We start from the raw sequence: 25,751 nt of genomic DNA, 5'->3' as shown, positions 1-25,751 counted from the left end.
CTGGTCACCGACCTGCCGCAGGCCCCGGCGCCGCGGCAGGCCGGTGCTTCGCCGTCCCGGCGCGCCGCCCTGCTGGTCGCCGCCGGGTGCGCGGCCCAGCTCTCGCTGCCCCGGGTGATTCCCGCCGGGCCCACCGGTCCGGCCGCCGCCCCGCCCGGACCGCCGGTGCAGTCCGGCGTCCGGGACGCCGTGGCGCAGGTGCTGGCACGGCGGGCCGCCGCGATCCTGCTGCGCGACCCCGGCGGGCTGCCGACGGCGGCGGGCGCCGAGGAGGCCGACCGGGACCTGCTCGTCCGTACCGCCGCGATCCGCTTCACCGAGTACACGCTGCGGCTGACCACGTTCACCGAGCCCGCGCCCGGCGCCGAACGGCTGACCGTCGGCGCGGAACTCGGCTACCGGATCACCGGCGTGGACGACTACCCGGCGCTGCTGGAACGGCAGATCGACCTGCAGCGGGAGCCGGCCGGCTGGCGGGTGCTGCGGGAGGTGCCCACCGGCGCGGTGGCGCCCTGGGACCTGGGCACCGTCCGGACCGCGACCGGGCGGCACAGCCTGGTGCTGGGCCTCGGCGAGGACGGCGAACTGGCCGACCTGGCCGCGCTCGCCGACCGTGCGATGCCCACCGTCGAAGGCGTCTGGGGCCCCTGGAAGCCTGGTCGGCTGCTGCTCGAACTGCCGCTCACCGTCCAGCAGTTCGCCCGCCGGATGGACGTCTCGGCGGACGCGTACCAGGGCATAGCCGCAGTCACCCTGGCGGTCGGCGGCGCGCCGACGCACACCCCCGCCGACCGGGTCGTGGTCAACCCCGACGCGTACCGGCAGCTCAGCGAGCTCGGCCGCCGGGTGGTGGTGACCCACGAGGCCACCCATGTCGCCACCCGGGCCGACACCAAGGCGTGCACCCCGCTGTGGCTCTCGGAAGGTGTCGCCGACTACACCGGCTACCAGGGCACCGGACGGACCACCCGGCAGATCGCCCCCGAACTCGCCAAGGACGTCCGGGCCGGGCGGATGCCGGCCGGGCTGCCCACCGACGACGCGTTCACCGCCGGCTCGGCCGGCATCTCCCAGGCCTACGAACTGTCCTGGCTGGCCTGCGACTTGATCGCCCGCCGGTACGGGCCGGACCGGCTGGTGGCGCTCTACCGGGCCGTCGGGCAGAACGGCGCCGGCGGCCTGGAGCGCGCCTTCCGGTCCGAACTCGGCCTCGGTGTCGCCGAGTTCACCAAGGACTGGACGGCCGCGGTGGCCGCCCTGAAGGACTGATCCGGCTCAGCCGGCCAGCGCCCGCTCCAGGCCCGCCGCGTCCAGGAAGGCGGTGTGGGTGCCCGCCGTGGTGCAGGCGAACGCACCGGCCGCCGCGCCCGCCCGCATGCACTCCTCGACCGGGCGCCCGGCCAGCCGCCGGTGCAGGAAACCGGAGACGAACGCGTCGCCCGCGCCGTTGCTGTCCACGATCGGCGCGCCCGGGTCCACCGCCGGGAAGTGCCGGGGGGCCGCGTCCTCGCGGGTGAGCAGGAACGCGCCGTGCGCGCCCGCCGTGGCCACCACCAGCTCGGCCCGGCCCTGGGCCAGGATCGAGCGCATCGCCGCCTCCGGGCGGTTGCCGAGACCGGCCGCGGACAGGAACACCACGTCCGAGCGGAGCGCGTAGAACCGGTGGTGCTCGTTCTCGCCGTTCCACGCGTGCAGGTCGGTGGAACTGGGGCGGCCCAGGCGCTCGATGTCCGGGTACATGTCCCGGTTGACGCCGGTGATCGACAGGTGGACGTGCTGCGAGCGCTCCAGCAGCGGCAGCCAGAACTCGCGCGGCAGCCGGGCGTCCGCGGGGTGGCGGCCGTCGTAGAAGGAGAACCGCAGGCCGTCCGCGTCCACCAGGTTGACGCTGCGCGGGGTGCCGGCGGGGGCGGGCAGGTGGCTGAAGTCCAGGCCGCGGCGGGCGTATTCGGCCAGCACCAGGGCGCCCTGCGGGTCCTCGCCGAGGAAGTCGGCGAGCTTGGTGCGCAGGCCCAGCGTGTGGCAGGCCAGCGCGACCCCGTTCCCGGTGTGTGCCGGGTAGTCGAGCACCGGGGGGACGTGCACCGAGTCGACGCCCGGCGGGATCTCCATGCGGTCCACCCGGACGATGGTGTCCACGCCGACGCCGCCGACGATCAGGATGTCGTAGTCGATCATCCGGCGATGGTGGCAGCGAACTGCGCGGCCCTGCAAGCGCTTTCAGAAACTTGCAGGAGGGTGCCGGGTGGTCAGGCGCGGTCCGCCGGGGTGAGGTCGTCCAGCAGATCCTGCTCGTAGGCGATGCCCGGCCGCACCGGGTACTGCGGGCCCAGCTGGCCGGCCGGCAGGACCACCGTGGTCAGCACCTCCCGCCGCCGGGTGGAGCGCCAGAGCCGGTACGCCGACAGCAGGGTGGCCGCCAGCAGCACCAGGTTGCGGGCGGTCAGCACCAGCACGCCGGACAGCTCGCTGCGGTTCACCATCCCGAACATCACCGGGAATTCGAGCGTGGTCAGCACCGTGGCCACCAGCACCACCACCGCCACCGGACGCTGGCTGCTGCCCCGTACCGTCAGGCACACCGCCGCCAGGCCGACCACCCAGATCATGTACTGCGGGCTGATCACCCGGCTGGTCGCCGTGAAGATCAGCAGCGCGCACAGCGCCGCGTCGAACGTGGTCGCCGAGGTCCAACGGGCCGCCCGCAGGCGCCAGATCAGCAGCCAGCCGAAACCGGCCACCGTCATGCCGACCATCACCTTGGAGATCACCGGCACCCACGGGCCGAGGAACTCCACCGAGCCGTAGTTCATCGTCACCGTGCCGTGCCACGTCCCCGCCAGCTTCGCGAAGTGCAGCGGCAGCGCGCCCAGCGACTCGATCTCGATGCCCCGCTCGGACTGGAACTTCAGGAACTCGAACGCCCCGTTCATGCCCGCCGTCAGCAGGAAGCCCAGCGCCCCCGCGAAGGTCGCCGCCGAGGTCCACGCCCGCCGGGTGCGCCGGCCGCGCGGCGTGCCGATCAGCGCGATCAGCGGCCAGATCTTCAACAGCCCGCCCAGACCCAGCAGCACCCCGCCCAGCGCCGGGCGGCGCAGCACCACCAGCAGACCCGCCACCGCCAGCGCCGTCACCATGATGTCGTAGCGGCAGTACACCGTCGGCCCGAGCAGCGGAACGCCCACCACCCAGTACCAGGCCCCCAGGTAGCTGCGGCCCTTGCGCACGCCCGCGCGCATCAGCAGCGCCATCGCCGCCGCGTCCACCACCACGCAGATCACGAAGAACGACACCAGGTACGACCACGGCAGCAGCCCCGGCAGCAGGATCACCAGCGCCGCGCCCGGCGGGTACTGCCAGGTCACGTCGTCCAACGGGAACGTGCCGGTGCACAGCACCTCGTACCAGCTGTGGTAGATCACCGAGACGTCCGCCGTCACGTCCGTGTTGGCGATCCGCAGCACCCCCGCGACCGTCAGGACGAGCAGCGTCCGGGAGACCGTCCAGCCTGCCGCCAGGGCCCACAGCGGACGACGGCTCGGCGTGGAACCGGACGGGGCAGGCAGCGCCGGGGCCTCCGAGCTGCCGGGCCGTTCGGCCTGGGCTGACTCCACTACGCTCCTTCGGGTCGTCGCGTACGCACCGGTACCGGGCGTCGCGCCGGGGTACCGGTAAGGACCACCAGCACACCGCATCGGTTGCGGCGGTGTCCTCCAACTTCTCCGAACCGTGTCCGAACCGTCCGGTCCTGCGGGTGTCGCCACAGCGGGCGGCACGGGCCGCATTCCCGGCGGACTGGTGCGGTGACCTATCGTACGGACCACTCACGGGTACTCCGAGCACCCCCTGACCGAGCGAGCCGCGGCACATGAACAGAACCCTCATCGTCACCAACGACTTTCCGCCCAGGCCAGGCGGCATCCAGGCGTTCGTCCACAACATGGCCGTCCGCCAACCGGCCGGGTCGATCGTCGTGTACGCCTCCACCTGGCGGGACGGTCGGGAAGTCGCCAAGTTCGACGCGGAACAGCCCTTTCCGGTGATCCGCGACCGCACCAAAATGATGATCCCCACCACCCGGATCACCCGGCGGGCCGTGGAGATCCTGCGCGCCGAGAACTGCACCTCCGTCTGGTTCGGCGCCGCCGCGCCGCTCGGCCTGATGGCCCCCCACCTGCGCCGGGCCGGCGCCGAGCGGCTGCTCGGCATGACCCACGGCCACGAGGCCGCGTGGGCCCAACTGCCCGGCTCCGCACAGCTGTTGCGCAGGATCGGCGGCAACACGGACGTCCTGACCTACCTCGGCGAGTACACCCGTTCCCGGATCGCCCGCGCCGTCGGCCCCCGAGTCGCTGCGCGGATGGTCCAACTGCCGCCCGGTGTCGACGAGTCGACCTTCCGGCCGGACTCCGGGGGCGACGAGGTCCGGGCGCGGCTCGGGCTGACCGATCGGCCGGTGGTCGTCTGCGTGTCGCGACTGGTTCCCCGCAAGGGGCAGGACACGCTGATCCGGGCGTTCCCCCGCGTTCTGGCCGCGCAGCCCGACGCGGTGCTGCTGATCGTCGGGGGCGGGCCGTACCGGGCGGACCTGGAGAAGCTCGTGGACCGGGTCGGGGTGCGGTCGTCGGTGGTGTTCACGGGTGCTGTGCCGTGGGAGGAGCTCCCGGCGCACTACGGGGCCGGGGACGTCTTCGCGATGCCGTGCCGCACTCGTCGCGGCGGGCTGGACGTGGAGGGGCTGGGCATCGTGTACCTGGAGGCGTCGGCCACCGGGCTGCCGGTCGTCGCCGGGGACTCCGGCGGTGCGCCGGACGCCGTCCGGGAGGGGGAGACCGGGTTCGTGGTGCCCGGCAAGAACGGCGAGACGGTGCTCGCGGAGCGGCTCGTGCGGCTGCTCGGGGATGCGGAGCTGCGACGGGAGATGGGCGAGGCCGGGCGCAAGTGGGTCCACGACGCGTGGCGTTGGGACATGCTCGCGGAGCGGCTGACGGGACTTCTTGAGGGGTCGAACAACCGGGGGCGCGGGGAACTGCGCGACTAGCGCAGGTCCGTCCGCAAGGTCGCGATCAAGTGCAGGTCATTGTCCTGCGTCGCGATCTTGCGGGTGGGTGCCTTCCGCTTCGCGCAGTTCTCCCCCAGCCCTGGCGGGCCGGGAGGTACCCCCACGCGCCCCCGGTTTCCCCCTACTTCGCGTAGAGGGCCTCGACGTCGGCCGCGAAGTCCTTCAGGACGACGTTGCGCTTGAGCTTGAGGGACGGGGTGAGGTGGCCGCTGGCCTCGGTGAAGGTGGTGGTGAGGAGGCGGAACTTCTTGACGGCCTCGGCGTGGGAGACGGCCTGGTTGCCGTCGTCGATGGCGGCCTGGATCGCGGCGAGGAGGTCGGGGTCCTCGCGGAGGTCGGCGACGGTCGCGTCGGCGGGCTTGTTGTTGAGGGCCTTCCAGCGGGGGAAGAACTCGTCGTCGACGGTGACCAGGCAGGCGATGAAGGGCTTGCGGTCGCCGACCACCATGACCTCGCCGACGATCGCGTGGGCGCGGATGCGGTCCTCGATCACGGCGGGGGCGACGTTCTTGCCGCCGGCGGTGACGATGATTTCCTTCTTGCGGCCGGTGATGGTCAGGTAGCCCTCGTCGTCGAGGGTGCCGAGGTCGCCGGTGGCGAACCAGCCGTCCTGGAGGGCGTCGGCGGTGGCGGCGGGGTTGTTCCAGTAGCCGGTGAAGATGTTCGGGCCCTTGAGCAGCACCTCGCCGTCCTCGGCGATCCGGACCGCGGAGCCGGGCAGCGGCTGGCCGACGGTGCCGATCTTGGTCTTGCCGTTGGGGTTGAAGGTGGTCGCGGCGCAGGACTCGGTGAGGCCGTACCCCTCCAGGACGGAGAAGCCGATGCCACGGTAGAAGTGGCCGAGCCGTTCGCCGAGCGGGGCACCGCCGGAGATGGCGGTCCTGCAGCGGCCGCCGAGCGCGTTGCGGAGCTTGACGTAGACCAGCTTGTCGAAGATCGCGTGCTTGATCCGCAGCACGAGCGAGGGGCCGCCGGCGTCCAGGGCGCGGCTGTAGGCGATGGCGGTGTCGGCGGCGCGGTCGAAGATCTTGCCCTTGCCGTCGGCCTGGGCCTTGGCGCGGGCGGTGTTGTAGACCTTCTCGAAGACCCTGGGGACGCCGAGGATCAGCGTCGGCTTGAAGGAGCCGAGCTCCTCGGTGACGTTCCGGATGTCGGAGACGTGGCCGAGCTTGACCGGGGCGATGGCGGCGGCGATCTCGGCGATCCGGCCGAGCACGTGGGCCAGCGGCAGGAACAGCAGGACCGAGGACTCGCCGGTGACGAACAGCTCGGGCATCCGGGCGGTGACGTTGCCCAGTTCGGCGAGGAAGTTGCCGTGGGTGAGCTGACAGCCCTTGGGGCGGCCGGTGGTGCCGGAGGTGTAGACGATGGTGGCGATCGAGTCGGCGTTCGCGATCACCCGGCGTTCGGCGATCACCTGGTCGGTGACGTCCTGGCCGGCGCGGGTGAGTTCGGCGATGCCGTCGCGTTCGATCTGCCAGGTGTGCTCGAGCTCGGGCAGCGCCTCGCGGACCTCGGCGATCACGGTGGCGTGCTTGTCGGTCTCGGTGACCACGACGCGGGCGCCGGAGTCGCCGAGGATCCACTGCACCTGCTCGGCGGAGGAGGTCTCGTAGACCGGGACGGTGATCGCGCCGGCGGTCCAGATCGCGAAGTCCAGCAGCGTCCATTCGTAGCGGGTGCGGGACATCACGGCGACCCGGTCGCCCGGGCCGACGCCGGCGGCGATCAGGCCCTTGGCGACGGCGTGCACCTCGGCGAGGAACTGGACGGCGGTGAGGTCCTGCCACTGTCCGTCCAGCTTGCGGCTGAGCACAGCGACGCCCGGGTGCCGCTCCGCGTTCTGGTGGACCAGGTCGGCGAGGTTGCCGTCGCTCGGTACCTGGTAGCGGGCCGGAAGGCTGAACTCCTCGAGCAAGACTGCTCCTCGTCTGCGACGCTGCGGGACGACTGGACGTTACTGCTGGGTAGGTAGGTTCGACCAGAGGGGTCGGCCTCGGTGTTCCGATCGTCACATCGCAGGTCGGACGTGCGATGGACCGAAGCGAACCCTACGTCAGACGTGAGGTGACCCGCCGGTAAGGTGCCCGGGCGGAAAGGAGGGGCCCCCGCCCGCGATAGCCTCTGCTGGGCGCACAGCAGCACAGGGAGATCGCGGAGGCCGCAATGGCGGAGCACACCAGGTCGAGCATTGTCATCGACGCCACCCCGGCCGAGGTCATGGCGGTGATCGCCGATTTCGCCGCCTACCCGGAGTGGACCGACGAGCTGAAGGAGATCGAGGTCCTGCAGACCGGCCCCGACGGCCGCGCCGCCGAGGTGCGGCTGCTGCTGGACGCCGGCGCGATCCGCGACGAGCACGTCCTCGCCTACACCTGGGAAGGCGACCGCGAGGTGAGCTGGACCCTGGTCAAGAGCCAGATGCTGCGCTCCCTGGACGGCTCCTACCGGCTCACCCCGGCAGGTCAGGGCCGCACCGAGGTCACCTACCAGCTGGCCGTGGACGTCAAGATCCCGATGCTCGGCATGATCAAGCGCAAGGCGGAGAAGGTCATCATCGACCGGGCGCTGGCCGGCCTGAAGAAGCGCGTCGAGGGCTGACCGGGTTCGTGGCCACCCGCACCGTACTGATCAGCGGCCCGGAATCCGCCAGGATCGCCGCCGCCACCGCCCTGCACCACGCCCGGCGGGGCAGCGAGACCCTGCTGCTGGCCGCCGACGACCCGCACCGGGCCGTCGACGACCTGCTCGGCGTCCGGCTCGGCCCCGACGCCGTCGAACTGGAGCGCCACCTGAGCGCCGCCCGGATCGACGAACAGGCCGCGTTCCGCTCCGCCCTGGACGGCTACCGCGACCGGCTCGCCCCCGCACTCGACCTGATCGGCGCCCAGCCGCTCGACCCCGAGGAACTCGCCCCACTGCCCGGCACCCGCGCCCTCGCCCTGCTGCGCGCGCTGCCCGGGGCCAAGGCCGAGGTCCTGGTGGTCGCCGCCCCGCCGCCCGCCGAACTGATCGCCACCCTCGCGCTGCCCGCCCAGCTGGAGCGCTACCTGACCAGGCTGCTGCCCGAACAGCGCCAGGCCGCCCGCGCGCTGCGCCCGCTGCTGGCCGGGCTGGCGGGCGTCCCGATGCCCACCGACAAGCTGTTCGAGGCCCGGGCCGCCGCTTCCACCGCGCTCGCCGAGGCCGCCGCCGTCATCACCGCGCCCGGCACCACCGTCCGCCTGGTGCTGGACGCCGCCCGCCCCGCGCCGCGCGCCCTCGCCCGGATCCGGGCCGGACTCGCCCTGCACGGCCTGCCGCTGGACGCGGTGGTCGCGCACGGCGCGCACCCCGGCGACGCCGTCGACTCCCCGGACCCGTGGCTGGCCCGCACCGCCGCCCGGCAGCGCGAGCAACTCGACCGGCTGGCAGGGACGCTGGACGTCCCGCTGCTGACCGCCCGGCAGCCCGAGGGCTCCCTGGAAGCGCTCGCCGAGCAGCTGTACCCGGCCGGCGCGCCCCGCATCCCCGCGCCCGCCGAGCCCTGGACCGAGGACCGGCTGGACGCCGAGAACCTGCTGATCTGGCACCTGCCGCTGCCCGGCGCCGACCGCGAGGACCTCGAACTGCTGCGCCGCGGCGACGAACTGGTCCTGGGCGCCGGAAGCTACCGGCGGGTCGTGGCACTCCCGTCCGCGCTGCGCCGTTGCACCGTCAGCGGGGCCGGCCTGGTCGACGGGACGCTGTCGGTGCGGTTCACCCCCGATCCCGCGCTGTGGCCGCGCGGGTAGCGGGATCTGACGGACGGAGCGTGTGATGGGTACGGAACAGCCGGGCGGGACGGGCGAGTTCGCGCCACTGGTGGAAGAGGTCCGGAAGTTCGCGACCGCGCTCGGCGGCAAGGCCGTGGAGATCGGCGGCCGGCTGCGCGAGTCCAACCCCGAGGTGTACGGCCACCTGGCCGCCGCCGGCGGCGAGCTGCTGGCCGCGTACCGGGCCGCGGTGGCCGGTCACGAGCAGCGCTGGTCGGCGCCCCAACACGCCGAGACCGAGCGGGTGGACCTGGACGGGCCCCAAGAGGCCTCCGACAAGTAGTTAAGCCGAAGGTCGGCCAGCGTCACGTTTTGGTTTCAAGCCATCACCGAGCGGGACAGTCGATATGACTTCTGAAGGCAGTTTGCCGCTGAGGCAAGTGTTGCCTTCGGAAAATGTATGCCGGACTGTGTACGTGGGCACCCCTCAGCCGGTACCGTTCCGCCTGAGCGGGAACGAGTGAATAGCTGAGGGACACATGGCTCTGACCATCGGCGTGGACGTCGGCGGTACCAAGATCGCAGCAGGCGTGGTCGACGGGTCCGGCGAGATTCTGGCCAAGACCCGGGTGCCCACCCCGGCCGACCCCCAGTGGGCGGTCGACGCCATCGCCCAGGGCGTGCGGGAGTTGAAGGAGAAGTACCCCGAGGTCGCCGCGGTCGGCGTCGGCGCCCCCGGCTTCGTCAGCCGGGACCGCTCCACCGTCCTGATGGCGCCCAACATCGCCTGGGAGAACGAGCCCCTCAAGCAGCGCGTCGAGGAACTCACCGGCCTGCCCACCGTGGTCGAGAACGACGCCAACTGCGCCGCCTGGGCGGAGTTCCGGTTCGGCGCCGCCGCCGAGTACGAGGACATGGTCCTGATCACCGTCGGCACCGGCATCGGCGGCGGCATCGTCCTCGACGGCCGCCTGCACCGCGGACGCTTCGGCGTGGCCGGCGAGATCGGCCACCTCAACATGGTTCCCGACGGCCTGCCCTGCGGCTGCGGCGGCCACGGCTGCTGGGAACAGTACGGCTCCGGGCGTGCGCTTCGCCGCTACGGCCGCGAGAAGGCCGCCGCCGACAGGATCGCCGGCAAGCGGATGCTCGAACTCAACGAGGGCCTCGCCGAGACCATCCGCGGCATCCACATCACCCAGGCCGCGGAGGAGGGCGACCCGCTGGCCCTCGCCTGCTACGCGGAGGTCGCCGACTGGCTCGGCCGCGGCATGGCCGACCTCGCCGCGCTCTTCGACCCGGCCGTCTTCGTCCTCGGCGGCGGCGTCTCCGACTCCGGCCGCCTGCTGCTCGATCCCGTCACGGCGGCGTTCGAGAAGTACCTGACGGGCGGCCCGGCCCGGCCCCGCGCGAACGTGGTGCTGGCGTCGATGGGGTCGGCGGCGGGGATCGCCGGGGCGGCGGACCTGGCGCGCAGCTGAGAGAGTTGGCGGGCGCGAAACCGGGAGGTGCCCCCACGCGCCCCTGATGGTGCTCTCCCTGTTTTCGCACCCACCTGCTCCCGTCCCAACTGTTACTGTCGGTCAGGTGACGGACACTGATGTTGCGTTGGCGTCCTCCGGGGTGGAGCCGGACGGGGCGCGGCGGGTGCGGGTGATGAGTTACAACGTGCGGTCGTTGCGCGACGACCGCATGGCGGTGGCTCGGGTGATCCGGGCGTGCGATCCGGACGTGGTGTGTGTGCAGGAGTCGCCGCGGTACTGGAAGAGCGAGAAGGCCGCGGCGTGGCTGGCGCACAGGACCGGGATGGTGATTCTGGCCGGCGGCGGCCGCGTCGCGGCGGGGCCGTTGTTGCTCGGCAGGTTGCGGGTGGAGGTGCTGGAGCTGCGGGACGTGCTGCTGCCGAAGACGCGGGGCCTGCATGCGCGGGGCTTCGCGAGTGCGTTGCTGCGGATCGGCGGGTCGCGTCCGTTCTCGGTGACGAGCTGCCATTTGAGTCTTCAACCGGACGAGCGGCTGCGGCAGTTCGAGCTGTTGCGGCGTCAACTTCGGCCCGGGGAGCCGGGCGTGGTCGCCGGGGATTTCAACGAGCCGCCGGAGGGCCCGGGTTGGCGGGCGTTCGCGGAGGAGCTGACGGACGCTCACGCGAAGGCGCCGTGGGGCGGGACGTTCACTTCGGTGCCGGCGCAGCCGTATCAGCGGATCGACGGGGTGTTCGCGACGCCCGACATCGATGTGCTGGGTTGTGGGGTGCCGTATCCGCTGCCGGGCGTCTCGGCGGAGGATCTGCGGGCGGCGACGGATCATCTGCCGGTGCTGGCGGCCCTGCGGGTGCCCGCGCCGTGACGGAGCGGTCGGGCCGGGGCTGAGCGGTCGGCGGCCCCGGCGCGCCGGTCAGACGACGGCGCCGCCGTTCGGGTCCTCGGGTTCGTCGTCGTCGCGGTCCTTCATGCGGGAGACCAGGGTGGCGAAGCCGCCGAGGAAGGCGATGCCGCCGACCCAGGCGGGCCAGCCGGAGACCTCGCGCCAGACCAGGGCGTCGAACATGATCAGCGCGGGCCCGCCGAGGACGGCCAGCCAGGCGAACTTGGCGGTGGTTTCGGCCGGGGGCAGCGGCGGGGGCTCGGGCGGGACGAAGTGGCCTTCGTCCTCGTCCTCGGCGACCGAGTAGTCGCGCGGGCCGCCCTCGACGGGGCGGGGGACCGGGCGGGGGGTGAAGTCGCCGAGGCCGGTGGGGCCGGTGGGCGCGCTGGGCCGGCGGGGGCGCTCGCGGACGTTCTCCGCGTCGGGCCAGGCCTGCTCGGTGGCGTCCACCGGTTCGTCGAACTGGGCGACCAGCGCGGCGAAGATCGCGTCCTGCTCGGCCTGGCTGCCGGCGGCGGGGCGCCGCGGGGCGGGCTCGGGCGCGGCTTCTTCGGCGGGTTCGGCCGCCTTCGGGTCGTCGCGGGGCAGGTCGTCGTCGTTCGCTTTGCTGGTCTCGTTCACTATCGGCCTTTCAGCCCGAGTGGTTCCCGGCATCGACCGCCGCTGCCGGGGCCAGCCGCCGGACGAAGTCGAGGCTCGCCCCGAAGATCAGACCGGCGTCGTGGTCCAGCGTGGCCACGTGGAAGCTGCGGTCGAGCAGCAGCTCCGTCACATCGGTCGAGGATATCCGGGCGAGCACCATCGCCGAGTTGCTCGGCGAGACCACGTGGTCCTGCGGACTGTGCAACAGCAGAACGGGCTGGGTCACCGCGGGCATTCCCGCCTGGACGCTCTTCCACAGCCTGGCGAGTGACCAGGCGGCGTGCAGCGGGATCCGGTCGTAGGCGACCTCGGCGGTGTCGGGCCTGGCGATGTCCGAGGCGATGCCGGGCAGCGAGGGCAGCAGGTGGCGCAGTACCGGAAGAAGTACCGTCGCGGGGTTGTCGGCGCGCACCGACGGGTTGACGAGCACCAGTCCGGAGATCCGGTCGCCGTGCTTCTCGGCGAGCTTGAGGGCGAGCGCCGAGCCCATCGACAGCGCGAAGACGAAGGTCTGTTCGCAGCGGTCGGCGAGCTCGGTGAGGGCGGCCTCCGCGGTGGCGTACCAGTCTTCCCAGCGGGTCGGCTGGAGGTCCTGCCAGCGGGTGCCGTGGCCGGGCAGCAGCGGGACGCTGACGGTGAGTCCGGCGTCGGCCAGGTGTTCGGCCCAGGGTCGCATGGACTGCGGGGACCCGGTGAAACCGTGGACGAGCAGTACACCGACCGGCCCCCCGTCGTGGCGGTACGGCTCGGCTCCCGGCATCAGCGGCATCGGCGGAACTCCTGGAAGTGCGGGGGTTTTTCCTCGATCGTCCCACGGGCGGGTTGCCCCGTACAGAGGCCCGCTGCGGCCCCGGATCGGGTCGCCGGTGCACGGGCGGGCGGGCACAAGCATTAGGATCGTCCGGTCCGCACAACAGGAGGCCCCGGTTGTTCTACCGACTGATGAAGATGATCGTCGCGCCGCTGCTGCGGATCTTCTTCCGGCCGTGGATGGAGGGCGAGGAGAACATTCCGGACGAAGGCCCGGCCATCCTCGCCAGCAACCACCTGTCCTTCTCGGACTCGTTCTTCCTGCCCGCGCTGCTCAAGCGGAGGGTGACGTTCATCGCGAAGGCCGAGTACTTCACCACGCCCGGCATCAAGGGTCGGCTGACCGCGGCGTTCTTCAAGGGCGTCGGCCAGCTGCCGGTGGACCGTTCGGGCGCCCGCGGCGCCGGTGAGGCGGCGATCCGCAGCGGCATCGCGGTGATCGAGCGCGGCGAGCTGTTCGGCGTCTACCCGGAGGGCACCCGCTCGCCCGACGGCAAGCTGTACCGCGGCAAGGTCGGCGGCCTGGCCCGGGTCGCGCTGGCCACCGGTGCGCCGGTGATCCCGGTCGCGATGATCGACACCGAGAAGGTGCAGCCGCCCGGCCAGGTGATCCCCAACTTCGGTGTCCGCCCCGGCATCCGGATCGGCCGTCCGCTGGACTTCTCCCGCTACCAGGGCATGGAGAACGACCGGTTCATCCTGCGCTCGGTCACCGACGAGGTGATGTACGAGATCATGCGGCTGTCCGGCCAGGAGTACGTAGACATCTACGCCACCGCCGCCAAGCGGCAGCTCGCCGAGGAGAAGAAGGCCGCCGACGCGGACCGCAAGGCGCAGCAGAAGGCGGAGAAGGCCGCCGCGGCCGAGCAGGAAAAGGCCGAGCAGGAGAAGGCCGACCAGGAGAAGGACGCCGGGGCCTGACCGGCCGTCAGGGGGCTTGCCGTGGGGGAGCACAGACCCGCCGTGTCGCGGCCCGGGCCGTCCGGGCCGGCGGCGGCCGTGGTGGCCGGCGGGATGTCGGTGGAACTGCCGCTGTGGCGCGCCATGGGGTACTTCCGGGTGCTGGCGCTCGCCTATGCGGTGCTGCGGTTCTTCAGCGCGTACCGGGAGTTCCTGCACCCGGTGTCCGGCTGGATCTACCTGGGCGCGCTGACCCTGTGGACGCTGGCCAGCACCCGGGCGTTCGCCGGGCCCAGGCGGTGCACCTGGGCGGTGCTCGGCACCGACCTGACGTTCGCGGTGTTCGGCATCGTGCAGAGCGGCTTCATCGACACGCCCGCCCGGATCCACGCCGGCGCGCCGACGCTGCCCACCATCTGGGCGGCCGGCACGGTGCTGGGCTTCGCGGGCAAGGGTGGCTGGCGGCCCGCCGCGTTCGCCGGGGCGGTGATCGGCGCCGCCAACATCCTCGGCCACGGCGGGATCAGCCCCGACAACCTGCACAACATCGTGCTGCTGCTGGTGGCCGGCTGCGCGATCGGCTACGTCATCGAACTCGCCCGGGCCAGCGAGGCGGTGCTCACCCGGGCGCTGCAGGTGGAGGCCGCCACCCGGGAACGCGAGCGGCTCTCCCGGGACATCCACGACGGCGTCCTGCAGGTGCTCGCCCTGGTGCACCGTCAGCAGGGCGACGCCGCCGAACTGGGACGGCTGGCGGGGGAGCAGGAACGGGCGCTGCGGGCCCTGATGACAGGCGCTCAGCAGCCGGAACTCGACGACGGCGAGGCGGACCTGGGCCCACTGCTCGCCCGGCACGCGGACGAGCGGATCACCGTCGCCGCGCCCGCCACGCCGGTGCTGATGCCCGCGCCGGTGGCCGCCGAACTGGCCGCCGCCGTCGCGGCCGCGCTGGACAATGTGCGGATGCACGCGGGCGCGGGCGCCCGGGCGTGGATCCTGCTGGAGGACGAGCCGCAGGCCGTGACGGTCTCGGTCCGCGACGACGGCCCCGGCTTCCCGTCCGGGCGGCTGGCGCAGGCACAGCGCGACGGCCGACTGGGCGTGTCGCAGTCGATCCGCGGCCGGATGCTGGACCTCGGCGGCAGCGCCGAGCTGTACTCGGTGCCCGGGGAGGGCGTCGAGGTGGAACTGCGATGGCCGCGGAGGGGTGGCGATGACTGATCAGCCGGTGCGGGTGATGGTGGTGGACGACCACCCGATGTGGCGCGACGGGGTGGCCCGGGACCTGGCGGAGGCCGGGTTCGCGGTGGTCGCCACCGCCGGGGACGGCGAGGAGGCGGTGCGCCGGGCCCGGGCGAGCGCCCCGCAGGTGGTGGTGCTGGACCTCAACCTGCCCGCGCTGCCCGGCGTCGAGGTGTGCCGCCAGGTGGTGGCCGCCGACCCGGCGGTGCGGGTGCTGGTGCTGTCCGCGAGCGGCGAGCACGCCGATGTGCTGGAGGCGGTGAAGTCCGGGGCGACCGGCTACCTGGTGAAGTCGGCGGGCCGCGAGGAGCTGATCGACGCGGTGCGCCGCACCGCCGTCGGCGACCCGGTCTTCACCCCCGGCCTGGCCGGGCTGGTGCTCGGCGAGTTCCGCCGCCTCGCCACCGAGCCCGGCACCCCCGCCCAGCCCGCCGCGCCGCAGTTGACCCCCCGGGAGACGGAGGTACTGCGACTGGTCGCCAAGGGCCTGTCGTACCGCCAGATCGCCGACCGGCTGGTGCTCTCGCACCGCACCGTGCAGAACCACGTGCAGAACACCCTCGGCAAGCTGCAGCTGCACAACCGGGTCGAGCTGGTGCGGTACGCGATCGAGCAGGGGCTGGACGAGGAGCTGGGCTAAGCGGAGCAGCGGTCGCCGACCGAGGTGGTGACCGGCTGGAAGGTGTCGCGGATCTCCTCGTTGGTGAAGTCGTCGAGCCCGAGGTCCTCCTTCAAGGTGGTGGTCCAGTCGGTGTCCTTGAGGTACTCGGCGATCGCCTGGCGGAGCAGCTGGCAGGCCTTCTGATGCCCCTTGGGCAGCATCATCATCAGGTACTGCGGCCTGCCGATCCGGGCGTGCCGGGCGACCCGGTACGCGTGCTCGGTGCCGGAACCGGAGTTGATCGCGATGCCCTGAAGCACCACGTAGTCGGCGAGCACGGCCTCGGCGGTGCCGTCGTTGAGCCGGTCCATGCATCCGGTGAGGTCGGTGGCGGTGACGGGGGGCCGACCGCCGTTCTGCACCAGGGTGTTGTAGGCGGTGGTGTTCTCCTGCGCGCAGACGGCGAGCGGCCGGAGGTCCTCGGCCTTGGTGATCTCCCGGGTGTCGGAGGCCTTCAGCAGGACGCCGAGCGGGGTCTGCAGGTAGGGGCCGGCCAGGTCGAAGTCCTTTTTCAGGTCGTCCCGTTCGGAGATGTCGGCGATCACCAGGTCGACCTTGTTGTGGTTGGTCTTGCCGTCGAGGAGGGCTTCCTTCCAGTTGGCCGCGGTCACCGGCAGCGAGGTGAAGTCGCGGTGCAGCAGGCCTTGCACCACCTTCTGCGCCACGTGTGGCTCGAAGCCGTCGTAGTTGCCCTTGCCGGTGAGGACGGACATGCCCGGGCGGCCGTCCTTGAAGCCGATCTTGATCGGATCGCTGTCGAACGGATCCGGCTTGCTGCCGTCGGAGCAGCCGAACGCGGCGGCGGCCAGCAGGAGCAGACAGGCCGCCAGACGGATGGTGCGTGGTGCGTGCACGGGAACCTCCTATCGTTCGAACTCGACGCGCTGGGTGTCTATGTGCCGCTCACAGCCGCCGGGGGCCTCCAGATGCAGGTAGATGGTCAGATCGGTGTGGCCGGGCGGCACCGTGACGGACAGCGGGACGCCCGGGTCCTGCCAACCGGTGGGAGTTCCCTCCCGATCGGTGGAGAGGGCGACGTGCAGGTCGCCGCAGCTGCCGGTGTTCGGGTGCGGATCCGTCAACTGGATGTTCGCCACCAGGCGGTGCGCCCCCGCCGGGACGTTCACTTTCGCGGAGGACGCGCTACCCGGCTGTACGACGGCCGGGTCCCAGCTCACCTCCCGGTCGGGCAGCGGCGCCGGCCCCCCGTCCACCAGCAGGGCCGCCAGCCCGCCCGCCAGGGCCAGCAGCGCCACGGCGACCGCCACCACCAGCCAGGGGCGGGGCGGCGGGGGCGGCACACGCTGGACGTAGCGGCGTGAGCGGTCCACCGCGGTCCGGGCCTGCTGGGCCAACTGCGCCTCGACCCGGTCGATTTCGAGAAGCAGCACGGTGGGACTGCCGCCGGCCAGGGCCCGTTCGGCCAGGCCGAGCAGTTCCAGGCCGGTGGCGCGCTCCGACGGTGGCGTCGGGAAGCACAGCACCTGGGCGATCACCACGAAGTCGGCCCGCTGGTCCATCGTCAGCCCCCGGGCGTCCTGCACCCGGCCGAGGAACCGTACCCAGTCGCCGCGCAGTTGGGAGCCGAAGGCGTCGGTCAGCCAGTCGTACAGGTGGCTGATCGCGGCGGCGGGCTGGGCGTGGTCCTCGGCCAGGTACTTGGCGATCCGGCGGGCGGAGTGCGGGAGGCCGTCGTGGTGCACCTGGACGACGTAGTCGGTCTGTTCGGCGAGGTGCTGTTCCAACTGGGGCAGCGACAGGGCGAGTTCGTGCCAGCCCGACAGGATGCGCTGCAACATGTGGCGGGTCTCCCTGGTGCAGCGGTCCATCCCTCACCCCTCCGGGTCGATGTGCAGCAGTCTTCCGAGGTCGTCGAGCGCCTGTTGCGGTCCGCACATGGTGAACGCGGCGTCCAGCAGGGCGCGCAGGGCGGTGGTCGGGTCGCGGTGGTTCAGGCAGGCAGCGGCGATGCCGCTCAGGTGCAGGAATGCATGCCCGTGGTAGGGGACTCTGATCTCCGCCGTCGGGCCGAGTTCCGCGTTGACGTACTGGATCAGCCCCAGGCGGGCCGGCGGATCCTGGAGCAGCGGCACGTCGGCCAGCAGCCGGGCGCAGGCCTGGGCGGTGACCTTCCGGGGCGGCGGTGCGGGCGGGCGCTCGCCGAGCAGCGGCAGCAGCACGGACACCGGGGTGATCCAGCCGCCCCTGGTGTCGGAGCTGTGCGCGGTGGCCTTCACCATGCCGACCACCCGGCCGGTCCCGTCGATCACCATGCTGCCGCTCAACCCGAACGGGATCGAGCCGAGTTGTACGCGCAGGCCGAGCCCGGAGGGGCCCGCCACGGTCAGCTGGGCGGACTCCGGGCCGACCTCGCGGGTCAGCTCGTTCACCGCGAAGCCGTGCACCAGCGCGGCGGCGCCGTTCGCGATGTCCCGGTCGGCGACCGGCACCGCCGGTGCGCCCACCAGGCCCGGGACGTCCAGCACCGCCAGGTCCGGCGGCGGGTGCACGGCCGCGCCCGGCGGGCGTTCGGGCGGGGCCAGCAGCAGCACCCGGGCCGGGTGTGCGGCGCCGGCGTGGTGCGCCGTGAGCGTCGAACACCCGGCCACCACGTGGGCGCAGCTGATCACCCGGCCCGCGCCCAGGTGGAAGCCGCTGCCGAGGAACTCCCCGTCCGGCCCGGCCAGCCAGAGCGCGGCGGCCGGTGCGCCGTGCGCCGTCACTCGGCGGGGCGATCGTCCGGGCGCGACCAGCCCAGCCGTACCACCAGGCTGGCCTCGCCGGACGCCTCCGCAAGTACGCTGATCAACTGGCCGGATTTCACGCCCAGGGTGAGCCCGAACTCCACCTCGAAGGAGTCCGGGTCGCCGGCCTCCCGCGCGGTGTCCCGGGCCCAGCGGCCCACCGCGCGGACCGTCCGCCGCACCTCGCCCAGGCTGTGCGTCACTGCCCTGGAGACCGCCCCCGCGTCCCCGGCCGTCGGCTGGGAGCCCGCGCGGACGGCCGCGTGCAGGACGGTGCCGTCGTCGAGGACGATCTCCACTGTGTCGTGTTCTGCCGAATGCGCCATGTCCCCCTCCATTCCCGCTCGCGAAGCAGGATATGAATATCAGTCAACTCCGCTTCGTACTATGCGTTTTAAGGGTTCGTGGCGGTTGGGGCGGGTGAGTCAGCCGTGCACTGCCGGGACGGCGCCCAGCAGTTCGGAGACGATCTCCACACCGTCCCTGGTCAGCACCGACTCGGGGTGGAACTGCAGCCCCGCGAAGCCCGGCCCGCGCAGCGCGTGCACGTCCCCGGTGCGCGGATCGCGGGCCACCTCGATGCCCTCGGCGGCCAGCCGCTGCGCCGCCGCGTCGTCGCAGCGGGCGGTGAAGGTGTTGTAGAAGCCCACGGTGCGGCGGACGCCGAACAGGTCGATCGCCTCCTGCGCGCCCTGGTACGGCACGGCCTTGCGGGCCAGCGGCAGGCCGAGCCGGGCGGAGAGCAGCTGGTGGCTGAGGCAGACCGCCAGCAGCGGGGCGGTCCGGGAGCCGTCCCGGGCGGCGGCCAGCGCGTCGGCGACGATCGGGCGCAGCAGCGCCATCTTCGGGTCGGCCGGGTCGGCGGGGTCGCCGGGGCCGGGGCCGAGCACCAGCGGGCCGGGGTGGGTGGTGGCCCGTTCGCGCAGCCCGGGCGTGTCGTGGCGCAGCACGGTGACGGTGTGGCCGAGCGAGCGCAGCAGGTGGGCGAGCATCGCGGTGAAGGTGTCCTCGCCGTCGATCACCAGCGCGTGGGCGCCGGGGCGGGGCTCGGCGGGCTGCTGCATCCGCAGCCAGAACGGGGCGAGCCCGGCCCGCCGGGAGCCCAGCGCGGCCTGCACCCGGTGGTCCTCGGCGAGCCGGGGCCGGGCGGCGGCCTTCGCCGACCCGGCCGGGCGGGCGCCGATCGCGGAGAGCACGCCGGCGGCCTTGGCGTGCGTCTCGGCGACCTCCGAGTACGGGTCGGAGTGCCGGACCAGGGTGGCGCCGACCCGGACCACCAGCGAGCCGTCGGCGGGGTCGATGTCGGCGGCCCGGATGCAGATCGGCGAGTCCAGCTGCTGGCCGCCGCCGGCGGAGCGCCCGATCAGCGCCAGTGCGCCCGAGTAGTAGCCGCGCCCGCCGCGCTCGTACCGGTCGATGACCCGGGTGGCGTTCTGCACGGGGCTGCCGGTGACGGTGGCGGCGAACATGGTCTCCCGCAGCACCTCCCGGACGTCCAGCGAGGTGCGGCCGCGCAGTTCGTACTCGGTGTGCGCGAGGTGCGCCATCTCCTTCAGCCGCGGCCCGAGCACCTGCCCGCCGAGGTCGCCGACCGCGCACATCATCTTCAGCTCCTCGTCGACCACCATGGTGAGCTCCTCCAACTCCTTGGGGTCGCGCAGGAATTCGAGGAGGGATTCGGCGGTCGGCCCGGTTGACGGATAGCGGTAGGTGCCGGAGATCGGGTTCATCACCACGGTGCCGCCGGACTGCCGGACGTGGACCTCGGGGGACGCGCCGACCAGCACCCGGTCGCCGGTGTGCACCAGGAACGTCCAGTAGGCGCCGCGTTCGTGCTCCAGCAGCCGCCGGAACAGGGTCAGCGCGGTGGCGGTGGAGAAGCCCGCCAGCTCGGCCCGGAAGTCGCGCCGGATCACGAAGTTGGCGCCCTCGCCGCGCCCGATCTCGTCCTCGATCACCCGCCGGACGATCCCGGCGTACTCCTCGTCCGCGATGTCGAACTCCCCGCCACGCAGCTCGACCGGCGCGTCCGGCAGCGCCGCCAGCAGCTCGGCCAGCGGCAGCGCGTGCTGCTCCTCGACGGCCAGGGCGCGCAGCGGGGTGCCGTCCTGGCGGGCGGCGAAGCCGCGTTCGCGCAGCTGGGCGTAGGGGACCAGGGCGAGCAGGTCGTGCCGGGGCCCGTCGGCGGGCACGCCGAGCGGGACCGGCAGTTCGGCCAGCGTGTCGTGCTCGGAGACGGTGCCGAGCAGCAGCTCGACGGTGTCGGGCGTAAGCCGGGGCGCGCGGCGGTGCAGCAGGGCGAAGGCGGGGGCGCCGGGCGCGGTGAGCCGGGCGAGCAGGGCGGCTGCGGTGGTGGTCACGACTGCGGTGTTCCTTCCGGGAGTTGGCTGCGGGTTTCTGCCGCCGCCTCCGGGGAGGGCCGTGACGCTGGACACAGACGCCGACGGCCGCCCCGAAGGGCGGCCGTCGTTCGTCTCTAGGGACGCGCGATCCGTGGGCCGCCCAACGGGCAGGCCCACCACCAGGAGAAGGTGTGCGTCGCGGTCACGGAGCAGACCATAGCCCACCGGCCGGACGCCCGGGGCGATGTCCACAAGCTGTCTCACCCACCGGGCGGCGTCCCCAGACGGCTGGGACAAACCCGTAGCCTTGCTCCTGTGACCGTGACTAACCACACCTGGCAGTCCCTGCCCGCGGCGCAGCAGCCTGAATGGCCGGACCAAGAGGCTCTGCGCAAGACCCTTGCGGAGCTTGCCTCCTATCCGCCGCTCGTCTTCGCCGGCGAGTGCGACCAGCTGCGCGCCCGGCTCGGCGCCGTCGCGCGTGGTGAGGCCTTCCTGCTGCAGGGCGGTGACTGCGCCGAGGCGTTCGACGCCGTGTCGGCCGACCAGATCCGCAACAAGCTGAAGACCCTGCTCCAGATGGCCGCGGTGCTCACCTACGCCGCCTCCGTGCCGGTGGTGAAGGTCGGCCGGATCGCCGGCCAGTACTCCAAGCCGCGTTCGAAGAGCACCGAGACCCGTGACGGCGTGACGCTGCCGGTGTACCGCGGCGACTCGGTGAACGGCTTCGAGTTCACCCCCGAGTCGCGGATCCCGGACCCGGAGCGCCTGAAGCGGATGTACAACGCCTCCGCCTCGACGCTGAACCTGGTGCGCGCCTTCACCACCGGTGGTTACGCCGACCTGCGCCAGGTGCACGCCTGGAACCAGGACTTCGTGCGCAACTCCCCGGCCGGTCAGCGCTACGAGCAGCTGGCCCGGGAGATCGACCAGGCGCTGGCCTTCATGAACGCCTGCGGGGTGGCCCCGGAGGAGTTCAAGACGGTCGAGTTCTTCTCCTCGCACGAGGCGCTGATCCTGGACTACGAGACGGCGCTGACCCGCACCGACTCGCGCACCGGCGACCTGTACGACGTCTCCGGCCACATGGTGTGGATCGGTGAGCGCACCCGCCAGCTGGACCACGCGCACATCGAGTTCGCCTCGAAGATCCGCAACCCGATCGGGGTGAAGCTCGGCCCGACCACCACGGTCGACGAGGCGCTCACCCTGATCGACCGGCTGGACCCGGACCGCGAGCCCGGCCGCCTCACCTTCATCACCCGGATGGGCGCGGGCAAGATCCGCGACCACCTGCCCACCCTGGTGGAGAAGGTCACCGCGTCCGGCGCCCAGGTGGTGTGGATCAGCGACCCGATGCACGGCAACACCTTCGAGGCGTCCAGCGGCCACAAGACCCGCAACTTCGACGACGTGCTGGACGAGGTCAAGGGCTTCTTCGAGGTGCACCGCGCGCTCGGCACCCACCCGGGCGGCATCCACATGGAGCTGACCGGCGACGACGTCACCGAGTGCGTCGGCGGCGGCGACGAGGTGCTGGTCGACGACCTGCACCAGCGCTACGAGACGGCCTGCGACCCGCGGCTCAACCGCAGCCAGTCGCTGGACCTGGCGTTCCTGGTCGCGGAGATGTACCGCAACCAGTAGGCCCCGGCCGGCCGGTGTGACGAAGGCCCCTCCGTTTTCGGGTGATCCGAGGCGGAGGGGCCTTCTTCGTGTCCGAAGCATCGAGTAAGGTAAGGCTCAGTAAACAACGCCGAGCACGGAAGGGGCCGCACATGTACGTGTGCATGTGCCATGCGGTCACCGAGGCCCGGGTCAAGCAGGAGATCGACGAGGGTGCCACCACCCCGCGTCAGATAGCCCGGGGCTGCAAGGCCGGCACCGACTGCGGTTCCTGCGTGCGGCGCATCCAGGCGCTGCTCGGCGAGCACGGCGCCCGCCCGTGCCCGACGGCCCGGTTGGCCGAGCGGCTGGGCCTGGCCGGGCCGGCCGCCCCGCAGGCCGCCTGACCGGCTCGGTCGGCTCAGGTCTCCGGCTGTTCGATCAGCTGCGCGAGGTAGAGCGCCTCGCCGAGCTTGTCCAGCAGTTCCAGCTGGGTGTCCAGGTAGTCGATGTGGTGTTCCTCGTCGGCCAGGATGTCCTCGAAGATGTTCGCCGAGGTGACGTCGTTCTTGGCGCGCATCACCACGATCCCGCGCTTGAGGCGGTCGATCGCCTCCAGTTCGACCTGCCGGTCGGCCTCGAACATCTCCTTGACGGTCTGCCCGACCCGGACGTGGAACAGCCGCTGGTAGTTCGGCAGGCCCTCCAGGAACAGGATCCGGTCGGTGAGTGTCTCGGCGTGCTTCATCTCGTCGAAGGACTCGTGCCGGGTGTACTTGGCGAGCTTGGTCCAGCCGTTGTTCTCCTGCATCTTCGCGTGCAGGAAGTACTGGTTGATCGCGGTGAGTTCGGCGGTCAGCTGCTCGTTGAGGAACTCGACGACCTCGGGATCTCCCTGCATGGCCTGCCTTCCTGACTCGTCAATTCCGGCCGGTGCCGGGTTTGCCCGCATCGTGGCAGCCGGTCGGGTTCACTTCCAGTAAGTTCACGCTTACCGGGCGGCCGGGAATCGGCGTTTCCTCCGGCTCGGTAATTCGCTGACCTGCGTGGATGCCAAGCGGATTGGACCGTCCGGAGGTATCTGGCCCGAACGTCTGCGCGGATTCGCTTCGTGTTGCCCCCCTCCGCCGGAATGCGTTCCGGGAGGGGCGCGCGGCAGGGGCGCGCATGGTTTGCCGAGCGCCGTCTGTCACCATGGAGCCATGGGTCAGCACCAATCGGAACAGCCGCCGCCGTCTGACCCGAGGCTCCCGCCGGGCCAGCGCCGGCAGCGCGGCTGGCCCGTTCTGCACTACGGGCCGGTGCCCCGGTTCAAGCCGGACAGCTGGGACTTCCAGGTGTTCGGGGCGACCGCGGACGCGGAGAAGGCCAGGTGGGACTTCGCCGCCTTCCACGCGCTGCCCAAGGTGACCGTCCGCGGCGACTTCCACTGCGTCACCAAGTTCTCCATGCTCGACAACGAGTGGTGCGGTGTCGCCGCCCGGACGGTGCTCGACCTGGTCCCGCCCGACCCGCGCGTCACCCACGTGATGGTGTGGGCCGAGTTCGGCTACAGCGCCAACCTGCGGCTCGCCGACTTCGCCGACCCCGCGACGCTCTTCGCCACCCACCACGACGGGCAGCCGCTCACCCTCGAACACGGCTTCCCCGTCCGCCTGGTGGTGCCGCACCTGTACGCCTGGAAGGGCCCCAAGTGGGTGCGCGCCGTCGAGTACATGCGCGCCGACCGCCGCGGCTTCTGGGAGGAACGCGGCTACCACAACCGGGCCGACCCGTGGCAGGAGCAGCGCTACTCCTACCAGGAGCAGGACGGCGACGGCCCGCTGCGCTGAACCCCGGCGGGCGGGGCTCAGAACAGGCTGCGGGGCTCAGAACAGGCTGATGGTGATGGTCACCGTCGAGCCCTGCGGGCGCGGAGTCCCCGCCGCCGGGGACTGCTCCGTCACCTTGCCGAACGGCAGCAGACCGGCCACCTGCGCGGTGAATCCCGCGTCCTGCAACGCCTTCGCCGCGTCGTCCTTGGACATCCCGGTGACATCCGGCACCGGGCGCATGCCCTTGGAAACCGTCAGCGCCACCGGCGAGTTCGGGGCCAGCGCCGTGCCGGGCGCCGGGCTGGTGGAGATCACCACGCCCTTCGGCACCGCGTCGCTGAACTGCTCGGTGGTGGTGCCCGCCGTCAGCCGGGCGGCGGTCAGCGCCTTGGACGCCTCGGCCAGCGGACGGTTCGCCACGTCCGGCACCGGCACCCGCTCCGGGCCGCGCGAGACGACCACCTTCACCGCGTCGCTCTTGCGGACCTTGGCGCCCACCCCCGGATCGGTGGAGATCACCTGCCCGGCCTGCACCGACTCGCTGAACTGCTCGCTGAACGTGCCGTGCAGGCCCTGCTTGTCCAGCACGGTGACGGCCTGCTGCCGGCTCTGCCCCAGCACACTCGGCACCGTCGCGTACACGGCGCTGGACAGCGTGTACGTCACGCCGCCGACCAGCAGCACCACCGCGAGCGCCACCGCCGACCAGATCAGCGGCATGCGGCTGCGCGGGCGCGCGGTGCGGCGGCGGCGCGGGGGGAGGTCCTCCTCGTCCACCGGCCGGATCGGCGGCAGCAGCTCCGGCGGGACGTCCAGCACGCTGGTGCGCTCCAGGCCGGGCGGGGCGCTGATCACCGCGGTCGCCTCGCCCGGGCCGAACTGCGGGGTGGGCCGGCTCGACGCGGGCGGCTCGGCGTCCAACTGCCCGGGCGGCAGCGTCCGGCGCACCCGCTGGACGGCCGCCAGCAGCTCCACCGCGTCCCACGGCCGGGCCTGCGGGTCACGGGCGGTGGCGGCGGCGACCAGCGCGTCCAGCTCCGGGCCGACGGCGGGGGCGGTGCGGGACGGCGCGGGGACGTCCTCGTGCAGGTGGCGGTACATCACCTGGGCGGCGTTCTCGCCGGTGTGCGGCTTGCTGCCGGTCAGCATCTCGTACAGCAGGATGCCTGCCGCGTAGACGTCCACCCGCTGGTCGGTGGCCGCGTCCTGGCGGATCTGCTCCGGGGCCAGGTACGAGACGGTGCCGAGCAGTTGGCCCGCCTCGGTGGCGGCGGTGGCGCCGGAGTCGGCGGCGCCCATGATCCGGACCAGGCCGAAGTCCGCGACCTTCACCATGCCGTTGTCGGTGATCAGCACGTTCTCCGGCTTCACGTCCCGGTGCACCAGACCCGCCCGGTGCGCCGCGCCGAGCGCCGCCAGCACCGGCTCCAGGATGTCCAGCGCGGCCCGCGCCGAGAGCGCGCCGCGATCGCGCAGCAGGTCGCGCAGGGTGCGGCCGGGGACATACTCCATCGCCATGAACACCGCGCGCGGATCCGCGCCCTGGTCCAGCACGTTGACCACGTTGGGGTGCGCGAGCCGGGCCACCGCCTTCGCCTCGCGGATGAAACGCGCCGTGAAGTCGGCGTCGCCCGCCAGCGAAGGGTGCATCACCTTCAGCGCGACGGCACGGTCGAGCCGGGTGTCGGTGCCGCGGTAGACGGTCGACATGCCGCCGACGGCGATCCGCTGCTCGACCCGGTAGCGCCCGTCGAGCAGCACGCCGAGCAGGGGGTCGCCTATGGTCATGTCCACCCGAGGAGTCTAGGGGCCACACCGGCCACCGACGGGC

The 25,751-nt window shown here is 72.5% G+C and carries 25 protein-coding genes; 13 read left to right on the top strand and 12 right to left on the bottom strand.

The annotated features are described in order from the left end of the window. Positions 1-114: 114 nt before the first annotated feature. On the top strand, positions 115-1,269 hold the full coding sequence (locus tag ACFV18_RS09580) for a hypothetical protein (protein WP_380481081.1): 1,155 nt from the start codon (positions 115-117) through the stop codon (positions 1,267-1,269). A 6-nt stretch (positions 1,270-1,275) separates the two neighbouring features. Here ACFV18_RS09580 and ACFV18_RS09575 read toward each other — a convergent pair whose 3' ends face one another. Both ACFV18_RS09575 and ACFV18_RS09570 read right to left on the bottom strand, forming a co-directional pair. Further along, a complete protein-coding gene (locus tag ACFV18_RS09575) occupies positions 1,276-2,178 on the bottom strand; it encodes a carbohydrate kinase family protein (RefSeq protein ID WP_380481079.1) in 903 nt (300 codons plus the stop codon). A 71-nt stretch (positions 2,179-2,249) separates the two neighbouring features. Further along, positions 2,250-3,614, bottom strand: coding sequence for a glycosyltransferase 87 family protein (locus tag ACFV18_RS09570; RefSeq protein ID WP_380481076.1), 1,365 nt, complete (start codon positions 3,612-3,614; stop codon positions 2,250-2,252). A gap of 254 nt (positions 3,615-3,868) precedes the next feature. Here ACFV18_RS09570 and ACFV18_RS09565 point away from each other — a divergent pair, with 254 nt between their 5' ends. Beyond that, on the top strand, positions 3,869-5,041 hold the full coding sequence (locus tag ACFV18_RS09565) for a glycosyltransferase family 4 protein (RefSeq protein ID WP_380481073.1): 1,173 nt from the start codon (positions 3,869-3,871) through the stop codon (positions 5,039-5,041). 142 nt (positions 5,042-5,183) lie between these two features. On the opposite strand, the gene ACFV18_RS09560 is transcribed toward ACFV18_RS09565, so the two are convergent. Then, complete coding sequence (locus tag ACFV18_RS09560) at positions 5,184-6,980, bottom strand: AMP-dependent synthetase/ligase (protein WP_380481070.1); 1,797 nt, start codon at positions 6,978-6,980, stop codon at positions 5,184-5,186. Between the two features lie 248 nt (positions 6,981-7,228). Here ACFV18_RS09560 and ACFV18_RS09555 point away from each other — a divergent pair, with 248 nt between their 5' ends. The 5 genes from ACFV18_RS09555 (at position 7,229) to ACFV18_RS09535 (ending at position 11,142) form a co-directional block, all read left to right on the top strand. Beyond that, positions 7,229-7,663 (top strand): SRPBCC family protein, encoded by a 435-nt coding sequence (locus ACFV18_RS09555; RefSeq protein ID WP_380481067.1) that lies wholly within the window; start codon positions 7,229-7,231, stop codon positions 7,661-7,663. Positions 7,664-7,671: 8 nt separating this feature from the next. Beyond that, entirely contained in the window at positions 7,672-8,835 is a 1,164-nt protein-coding gene (locus tag ACFV18_RS09550) for an ArsA family ATPase (protein WP_380481064.1), read from the top strand. 25 nt (positions 8,836-8,860) lie between these two features. Continuing rightward, positions 8,861-9,139: a DUF5304 family protein gene (locus ACFV18_RS09545; protein WP_380481062.1), complete on the top strand. Its 279-nt coding sequence runs from the start codon at positions 8,861-8,863 to the stop codon at positions 9,137-9,139. Positions 9,140-9,335: 196 nt separating this feature from the next. Next, the gene (locus tag ACFV18_RS09540; RefSeq protein ID WP_380481059.1) at positions 9,336-10,277 is read left to right on the top strand and encodes an ROK family glucokinase; all 942 of its coding nucleotides are present in this window, start codon (positions 9,336-9,338) and stop codon (positions 10,275-10,277) included. 175 nt (positions 10,278-10,452) lie between these two features. After that, a complete protein-coding gene (locus ACFV18_RS09535) occupies positions 10,453-11,142 on the top strand; it encodes an endonuclease/exonuclease/phosphatase family protein (protein ID WP_380481056.1) in 690 nt (229 codons plus the stop codon). Positions 11,143-11,190: 48 nt separating this feature from the next. Here ACFV18_RS09535 and ACFV18_RS09530 read toward each other — a convergent pair whose 3' ends face one another. Next, positions 11,191-11,781 carry a hypothetical protein gene (locus ACFV18_RS09530; protein WP_380481053.1) on the bottom strand — a complete coding sequence of 197 codons (591 nt, stop codon included), beginning with the start codon at positions 11,779-11,781 and terminating at the stop codon, positions 11,191-11,193. Positions 11,782-11,791: 10 nt separating this feature from the next. Further along, positions 11,792-12,571 (bottom strand): alpha/beta hydrolase, encoded by a 780-nt coding sequence (locus tag ACFV18_RS09525; protein WP_380481050.1) that lies wholly within the window; start codon positions 12,569-12,571, stop codon positions 11,792-11,794. Positions 12,572-12,744: 173 nt separating this feature from the next. Between ACFV18_RS09525 and ACFV18_RS09520 the strand changes: the two genes are divergently transcribed. From ACFV18_RS09520 to ACFV18_RS09510, 3 genes are all read left to right on the top strand, one after another. Next, on the top strand, positions 12,745-13,533 hold the full coding sequence (locus ACFV18_RS09520; protein ID WP_380481534.1) for a lysophospholipid acyltransferase family protein: 789 nt from the start codon (positions 12,745-12,747) through the stop codon (positions 13,531-13,533). A 93-nt stretch (positions 13,534-13,626) separates the two neighbouring features. Next, a complete protein-coding gene (gene macS / locus ACFV18_RS09515; RefSeq protein ID WP_380481532.1) occupies positions 13,627-14,733 on the top strand; it encodes a MacS family sensor histidine kinase in 1,107 nt (368 codons plus the stop codon). Beyond that, positions 14,726-15,394, top strand: coding sequence for a response regulator (locus ACFV18_RS09510; protein ID WP_380481047.1), 669 nt, complete (start codon positions 14,726-14,728; stop codon positions 15,392-15,394). The genes macS and ACFV18_RS09510 overlap by 8 nt, the downstream gene beginning before the upstream one ends. On the opposite strand, the gene ACFV18_RS09505 is transcribed toward ACFV18_RS09510, so the two are convergent. The 5 genes from ACFV18_RS09505 to ACFV18_RS09485 form a co-directional block, all read right to left on the bottom strand. Further along, positions 15,391-16,269 (bottom strand): transporter substrate-binding domain-containing protein, encoded by an 879-nt coding sequence (locus ACFV18_RS09505; protein ID WP_380481044.1) that lies wholly within the window; start codon positions 16,267-16,269, stop codon positions 15,391-15,393. The genes ACFV18_RS09510 and ACFV18_RS09505 overlap by 4 nt on opposite strands. A 9-nt stretch (positions 16,270-16,278) precedes the next feature. Next, positions 16,279-17,214, bottom strand: a complete 936-nt coding sequence (locus ACFV18_RS09500) for a hypothetical protein (protein ID WP_380481042.1) — start codon at positions 17,212-17,214, stop codon at positions 16,279-16,281. A 33-nt stretch (positions 17,215-17,247) separates the two neighbouring features. Further along, positions 17,248-18,138 (bottom strand): trypsin-like peptidase domain-containing protein, encoded by an 891-nt coding sequence (locus ACFV18_RS09495; protein WP_380481039.1) that lies wholly within the window; start codon positions 18,136-18,138, stop codon positions 17,248-17,250. Further along, on the bottom strand, positions 18,135-18,485 hold the full coding sequence (locus ACFV18_RS09490) for a CU044_2847 family protein (protein WP_380481036.1): 351 nt from the start codon (positions 18,483-18,485) through the stop codon (positions 18,135-18,137). The genes ACFV18_RS09495 and ACFV18_RS09490 overlap by 4 nt, the downstream gene beginning before the upstream one ends. 99 nt (positions 18,486-18,584) lie before the next feature. Continuing rightward, on the bottom strand, positions 18,585-20,519 hold the full coding sequence (locus tag ACFV18_RS09485) for an anthranilate synthase family protein (protein WP_380481034.1): 1,935 nt from the start codon (positions 20,517-20,519) through the stop codon (positions 18,585-18,587). A gap of 297 nt (positions 20,520-20,816) precedes the next feature. Here ACFV18_RS09485 and ACFV18_RS09480 point away from each other — a divergent pair, with 297 nt between their 5' ends. Both ACFV18_RS09480 and ACFV18_RS09475 read left to right on the top strand, forming a co-directional pair. Then, complete coding sequence (locus tag ACFV18_RS09480) at positions 20,817-22,148, top strand: class II 3-deoxy-7-phosphoheptulonate synthase (protein ID WP_380481032.1); 1,332 nt, start codon at positions 20,817-20,819, stop codon at positions 22,146-22,148. A gap of 131 nt (positions 22,149-22,279) precedes the next feature. Beyond that, on the top strand, positions 22,280-22,513 hold the full coding sequence (locus ACFV18_RS09475; RefSeq protein ID WP_380481029.1) for a bacterioferritin-associated ferredoxin: 234 nt from the start codon (positions 22,280-22,282) through the stop codon (positions 22,511-22,513). Positions 22,514-22,527: 14 nt separating this feature from the next. Here ACFV18_RS09475 and bfr read toward each other — a convergent pair whose 3' ends face one another. Continuing rightward, positions 22,528-23,007: a bacterioferritin gene (gene bfr / locus ACFV18_RS09470; RefSeq protein ID WP_380481026.1), complete on the bottom strand. Its 480-nt coding sequence runs from the start codon at positions 23,005-23,007 to the stop codon at positions 22,528-22,530. Positions 23,008-23,308: 301 nt separating this feature from the next. On the opposite strand from bfr, the gene ACFV18_RS09465 reads away from it, so the two are divergent. After that, positions 23,309-23,938: a sulfite oxidase-like oxidoreductase gene (locus ACFV18_RS09465; protein WP_380481024.1), complete on the top strand. Its 630-nt coding sequence runs from the start codon at positions 23,309-23,311 to the stop codon at positions 23,936-23,938. 36 nt (positions 23,939-23,974) lie between these two features. Here the strand turns inward: ACFV18_RS09465 and pknB are convergent, their stop codons facing one another. Continuing rightward, positions 23,975-25,708: a Stk1 family PASTA domain-containing Ser/Thr kinase gene (gene pknB, locus ACFV18_RS09460; RefSeq protein WP_380481530.1), complete on the bottom strand. Its 1,734-nt coding sequence runs from the start codon at positions 25,706-25,708 to the stop codon at positions 23,975-23,977. Positions 25,709-25,751 lie beyond the last annotated feature (43 nt).

Origin of the sequence: Kitasatospora sp. NPDC059673 (assembly GCF_042734215.1) — a bacterium.
In the GTDB taxonomy this organism is placed as follows: domain Bacteria; phylum Actinomycetota; class Actinomycetes; order Streptomycetales; family Streptomycetaceae; genus Kitasatospora.
This window is presented reverse-complemented; position numbering and strand designations above follow the sequence as displayed.